This is a genomic window from Hyphomicrobium sp. (assembly GCF_035572195.1).
Classification (GTDB): Bacteria; Pseudomonadota; Alphaproteobacteria; order Rhizobiales; family Hyphomicrobiaceae; genus Hyphomicrobium_B.
Genome location: NZ_DATNBA010000059.1, coordinates 1 through 6,047, shown reverse-complemented (window position 1 = coordinate 6,047; position 6,047 = coordinate 1). Strand labels below are relative to the sequence as shown.

The window sequence follows — 6,047 nt, the reverse complement described above, 5'->3', positions numbered from 1 at the left end:
CCGCGCGAAAGTTTGTCCGTGTCCCAACTTCGGTTAACGCGACGCTTTCGAGCTGTTCCGGCGGCATTCCCTTAACCGGATCGCGGTACAGGGCATGAACCCTTGCTGACGCAACTTCCGACATGTGCGAGGCTTCCTTGGAGCTTTGCCGCGACGACCTCTTCTTCAGGCGCGGTCCGATCCTATATCAGCATCGTATCGGGCCGGACGGGACGCCTCACATTGGGTCTTCAGCCGCGCCGAAGCTGGACTAAAATCTGATGGCATTCCTTCCACGCCTTTGGGTGGATCGGGTGCGCTGGAGGATCAAACATGAATTTCGAACGCTACACCGATCGCGCCAAGGGCTTCATTCAATCAGCCCAGTCGCTAGCGCTTCGCGAAAATCATCAACAGGTTACACCCGACCATTTGCTGAAGGTACTTCTCGACGACCCCGAAGGTCTGGCGAGCGGCCTCATCACGCGCGCCGGTGGCGATTCTCGGGCGGCGCTGCAGGCCGTCGAACAATCGCTCGCCAAGAAGCCCAAGGTGACCGGCGGTTCGGGGCAGGTTTATGTCGCACCGGAAACGGCGCGGCTCTTCGATGCCGTCGAAAAGCTTGCCGACAAAGCGAGCGACAAGTTCGTGACGGCCGAGCGGTTGCTTCTGGCGCTGGCGCTCGACGTTTCGAGCGATGCAGGCAAGGCGCTGCGGGCCGCCGGAGTGACGGCCGACAAGATCAACGCTGCGATCAACGATATCCGCAAAGGGCGCACCGCCGATACGGCCTCGGCCGAGCAAGCTTACGATGCCTTGAAGCGATACTCGCGCGATCTGACGGAGGTCGCGGCGACGGGCAAGCTGGATCCGGTGATCGGCCGCGACGAAGAAATCCGCCGCACGATCCAGGTGCTGTCGCGCCGGACGAAGAACAATCCGGTTCTGATCGGCGAGCCGGGCGTCGGAAAGACAGCGATCGCCGAAGGCTTGGCGCTGCGCATCGTCAAGGGCGACGTGCCGGAAAGCCTTAAAAACAAGAAGCTTCTGGCGCTCGATATGGGCGCGCTGATTGCCGGAGCCAAATACCGCGGCGAATTCGAGGAGCGTCTGAAATCGGTGCTTTCGGAGGTCGAGGCCGAGCAGGGCAACATCATTCTTTTCATCGACGAATTGCACACGATTGTCGGCGCCGGAAAGGCCGAAGGCTCGATGGATGCGGGCAATCTGTTGAAGCCGGCACTGGCGCGAGGGGCGCTGCATTGCGTCGGCGCGACGACGCTCGATGAATACAGGAAGCACATCGAAAAGGACGCGGCGCTTGCGCGGCGCTTCCAGCCGATCTTCGTCAGCGAACCGACGGTCGAGGATACGATCTCGATTCTGCGCGGCATCAAAGAGAAGTACGAGCTGCACCACGGCGTGCGCATCACCGATAGCGCGCTCGTCGCCGCCGCGACGCTTTCGAACCGCTACATCACCGATCGCTTTCTTCCCGACAAGGCCATCGATTTGGTCGATGAGGCCTCGGCGCGTCTCCGCATGCAGGTTGATTCCAAGCCTGAAGAACTCGATGCGATCGACCGCGATCTAATGCAGATGATGATCGAGCGCGAAGCCCTGAAGAAGGAAACCGACACGGCGTCGAAAGACCGTCTCGGGCGTCTCGAAAAGTCGATCGCCGAACTCGAGGAAAGATCGAAGGCGATGACGGCACGGTGGCAGGCTGAAAAACAGAAGCTTGGCTCGGCCCAGAAACTCAAGGAAGAACTGGAGGGGCTGCGCAACGAACTCGAGCAGGCGCAACGCAAGGGCAACCTGGCGCGTGCGGGCGAGCTTCGCTACGGCCTCATACCGGATCTCGAGAAAAAGATCGCGGCGATTGAATCGCAGGACGGCAAGGGCGCGATGGTCGAAGAGGCCGTAACGCCGGATCAGATCGCGGCCGTCGTATCGCGCTGGACGGGCGTGCCGGTCGACAAGATGCTCGAAGGCGAGCGCGACAAGCTCCTGAAGATGGAGGACGCGCTGTCGAAGCGCGTCATCGGGCAGAAGGAAGCCATCATCGCCGTTTCGACGGCGGTGCGGCGCGCGCGTGCCGGTCTGCAGGACCCGAACCGGCCGATTGGGTCCTTCATGTTCCTTGGACCGACGGGCGTCGGCAAGACAGAGCTGACGAAAGCCTTGGCGGGTTATCTCTTTGATGACGACACGGCGCTCTTACGCATCGACATGTCGGAATACATGGAGAAGCACTCGGTTGCGCGGCTCATCGGGGCGCCGCCGGGCTATGTCGGCTATGAGGAAGGCGGCGCGCTGACGGAAGCGGTTCGCCGTCGCCCCTACCAGATCATTCTTTTCGATGAGATCGAGAAGGCGCATCCCGACGTTTTCAACGTGCTGTTGCAAGTGCTGGACGACGGGCGGCTGACCGACGGTCAGGGACGCACGGTCGATTTCAAGAACACGCTAATCGTGCTGACCTCGAACATCGGCGCGGAATATCTCGTCAATCAGAAGGAGGGCGAGGACACCGAAGCGGTGCGCGACGAAGTGATGGCGGAAGTGCGTGCCAAGTTCCGGCCCGAGTTCCTCAACCGTCTCGACGACATCATCTTATTCCACCGTTTGCAGCGGAACGAGATGACGAAGATCGTCGATATCCAGATGGCCCGCCTGCAAAAACTGCTCGCCGATCGCAAGATCAAAATCGAGTTGGACGACGCGGCGCGCTCCTGGCTCGCCAATCGCGGCTACGATGCGGCGTACGGTGCGCGGCCGCTGAAGCGCGTCATCCAGCGCAGCGTGCAGGATCCGCTTGCCGAGCAGATTTTGGCGGGCGGCGTCAAGGACGGCGACACGGTGCACGTCTCCGTCCGCGACGGCGATCTGACGATCAATGGCTGGCCGGTGAAGGCAGCGGCTTAAGCGTTGGCGCGTGCGACTCTCCTTCGTCAAGCCGGCCGCACGCGCGGGTTTGAGGATTCGTTTTTTGCTGACGTCTTAAGGTTCCGGCGACTCCGCTTCGCGGAGTTGGGTGCGAGAGAACGCCGGCCGCGTGCTTAACGCGACGCTATCCCATGACCCCTACGTAAATGCATTGGCCGCGCCGCGTGGTGAGTCTACACGCCGCGCCCTCCGTCGGCTCGCCGGCAGGCTTAACCAAGAAAAAAGGGAGGCGTCAGTGATCATTTGGGCAGGCTGCCGAGTAATATGTCCATGGGCCTCACCAGGACGTTCGAATTGACGAGCAGTACAGCAAACGTATGAGGACACCCATGATTGACAATCGTATGCGCGCCTTTGCTCTGTCGACGGCTCTTGCAATCATCTGTTCCGCTACGCCCGCGATTGCGGGCAAGTTCGATGGGAGTTGGAACATGGTCGCTGAGACTACCAACGGTCATTGCGGCGTCATCGAAATTGGCCTCGGAATAAGTCGCGGCCGAATTCATTCTACGAGTGGATATTTTGCTGCGTACCCTATTCAATTGGGCGGCCGTATTTCGACCTCGGGTCAAGCCCGGATGATGGCGGTGGCTGGCCCGCGCAGAGCCCATGGGAACGGACGGTTCGGCCGATTTAGGGGCCGCGGGGTTTGGACCGGTACCGGGCCATCCGGTCTCTGCTCAGGCGTTTGGAACGCTAATCGCACTTAGCGGCGCGCGTTTTCTGGACGCATTGCGTGGTGGTAGCTAAGCGATCACCTGCGAGGGCGATCACGCCGGTAGTGCGCGCGACGGTAGCAGCGCTTAGCGCCGATCTTGCACGCGATGTGCGGGCCGGCCGTGTAGCCGATAACCCCACCCGCGACCAAGCCGACCGGACCGAAGACGACCGCCCCCGCGAGGCCCCCCAAAGCGGCGTCTGTAACTCGTTCGTGCGCGTTGGCGGCAACCGGCGTGAGAAAAACACCGACGGTAACGACAACAATCCCTGCAATGGCTTTCATAGGCTCATCCCTTTCTGTACTTCGTCCCCCGCGCGGACCTCCTTGAGAGCTTTTTATAGCATCTTTCTTGATTCGCATTTTTGGGCATCAGCGAGCATTTGTCGGAAACACTTTTTGTTTGCGCACGGCGACTCCCCTGCGGGAGCCGGCCGCCGTGCGCGCAGGTAGTGATGACGATGGGCTCGTGGCCGGGTTAAAGTCGCGGCCGGTCGTGAATGGGGGGACCACTCCGCTTGAGCTTTCTCGTTGCCATCGCAGCGCTCGTATTCCTGATGGTCGCGGCTTATCGCGGCCACAGCGTCATCCTATTCGCGCCGATCGCGGCGATGGGCGCCGTTTTGCTGACCGATCCTTCTGCGGTGGCTCCGATTTTCACCGGCCTCTTCATGGAGAGGATGGCCGGGTTCGTGAAGCTCTACTTTCCCGTCTTCCTGCTGGGGGCGATCTTCGGCAAACTGATCGAAGTGTCCGGGTTCGCGCGCGCCATCGTCGCGAGTTCCGTTGCGATTCTCGGCCGGGACCGCGCGATGCTGGCGATCGTTTTCGTCGCGGCGATCCTGACCTACGGCGGGGTTTCGCTATTCGTCGTCGTGTTCGCGGTCTACCCGTTCGCCGCCGAACTTTTCCGCCGCAGCAACATTCCGAAGCGGCTCATTCCGGCGACGATCGCGCTCGGCGCTTTCACCTTCACGATGGATTCGCTGCCGGGCACGCCGCAAATTCAGAACATCATTCCAACGACGTTTTTCAAAACGACGACCTGGGCGGCGCCGATACTCGGAACGATCGGAGCGATTTTCATTCTGGTGCTCGGCCTCGTGTTTCTGAATTGGCGTCGCCGCGCGGCATTGGCGAGCGGCGAGGGCTACGGCGAAAATCATTTGAACGAACCGGTGGTTGATGAGGCCAGCAGCGGTGTGCACCCGGGCATCGCCATCTTGCCGCTCATCATCGTCGGACTTGCGAACAAGGCGCTGACGCTGGCTATCCCGGCCATCTACGGGCAAAAGTTCGACGTCGTGCTGACGCCTGGCGGCAAGGCGGTCACGGCCGACGTCGGTTCTTTGACAGCCGTGTGGGCCGTGCAAGGCGCGCTCGTGCTCGGCATCGTCGCCGTCCTGATTTTTGCCTGGCGGGCGGTCAGCGTGAACTTCGCGGCGGGATCGAAAGACGCAGTCGCCGGCGCGCTCCTGGCGGCAGTAAACACGGCGTCGGAATACGGATTCGGCGCCGTCATCGCAGCGCTGCCAGGGTTCCTGATCATCGCGGACGCCTTGAAGGCGATCCCCAATCCGCTCGTCAACGAGGCGATCACCGTGACGACGCTCGCGGGCATAACCGGGTCGGCGTCAGGCGGCATGAGCATCGCACTCGGGGCGATGGCGGATCAATTCATCGCGGCGGCCAACGCGGCGGGCATTCCGCTCGAGGTTTTGCATCGCGTTGCGGCGATGGCAAGCGGCGGCATGGATACGCTACCCCACAACGGTGCGGTCATTACGCTGCTCGCCGTGACGGGGCTGACGCATCGCCAATCCTACAAGGATATTTTCGCGATCACGTGCATCAAGACCGTCGCCGTCTTTGTGGTGATCGCGGTCTATTATTTGACGGGGTGGGTGTGAAAGCGTCACTCGTCATCCTCGAACGGCCGAGCTTGCAAGGATGTTCGGGGATCCAGCGTCAGACTCGCCGAAGGCTCGATAATGCGTCTGCGACGATTCTTGCGATCCCCGGCCTTCGACGTGTGCTCCGCACACGCTCGGCCGAGGATGACGAAGCCCTTCTTACTTATTCTCCGTCATCACGGGGGCGCGACGTATCAACTTTCACGGTGTCATCCCGGTCGAGCGTAGCGAAGAGCCGGGACCCAGGACGCCGTGATTGATTTGCGAATTTGTCTTAGAGCCCGGCGCGTTTTGCGCTGGGTCCCGGGTCATCGCTCGCGCACTCGCTTGCCCGGGATGACAATTGCTACTTATTCGCCGTCATCACGGGGGCGCGGCGCATCAGGTCTTCGATCCGCGCGCGCTCTTTCTGGAAGTCCTGCAGGTCCTTGTCGGCGAGCTTGCGTTCGCGCGGCACCTGGATCGACATTGGATCGACGAAGCGGCTG

General features: G+C 61.4%; 3 protein-coding genes. 2 read left to right on the top strand and 1 reads right to left on the bottom strand.

Annotated features, from left to right (window positions below):
* Nucleotides 1-312: 312 nt before the first annotated feature.
* Nucleotides 313-2,907 (top strand): ATP-dependent chaperone ClpB, encoded by a 2,595-nt coding sequence (gene clpB / locus VN623_RS05885; protein ID WP_325569087.1) that lies wholly within the window; start codon nt 313-315, stop codon nt 2,905-2,907.
* Nucleotides 2,908-3,682: 775 nt separating this feature from the next.
* Here the strand turns inward: clpB and VN623_RS05880 are convergent.
* Complete coding sequence (locus tag VN623_RS05880) at nt 3,683-3,931, bottom strand: hypothetical protein (protein ID WP_325569085.1); 249 nt, start codon at nt 3,929-3,931, stop codon at nt 3,683-3,685.
* A 233-nt stretch (nt 3,932-4,164) separates the two neighbouring features.
* Here VN623_RS05880 and VN623_RS05875 point away from each other — a divergent pair, with 233 nt between their 5' ends.
* Nucleotides 4,165-5,556 carry a GntP family permease gene (locus VN623_RS05875; protein WP_325569089.1) on the top strand — a complete coding sequence of 464 codons (1,392 nt, stop codon included), beginning with the start codon at nt 4,165-4,167 and terminating at the stop codon, nt 5,554-5,556.
* The last annotated feature ends 491 nt before the right edge of the window (nt 5,557-6,047 follow it).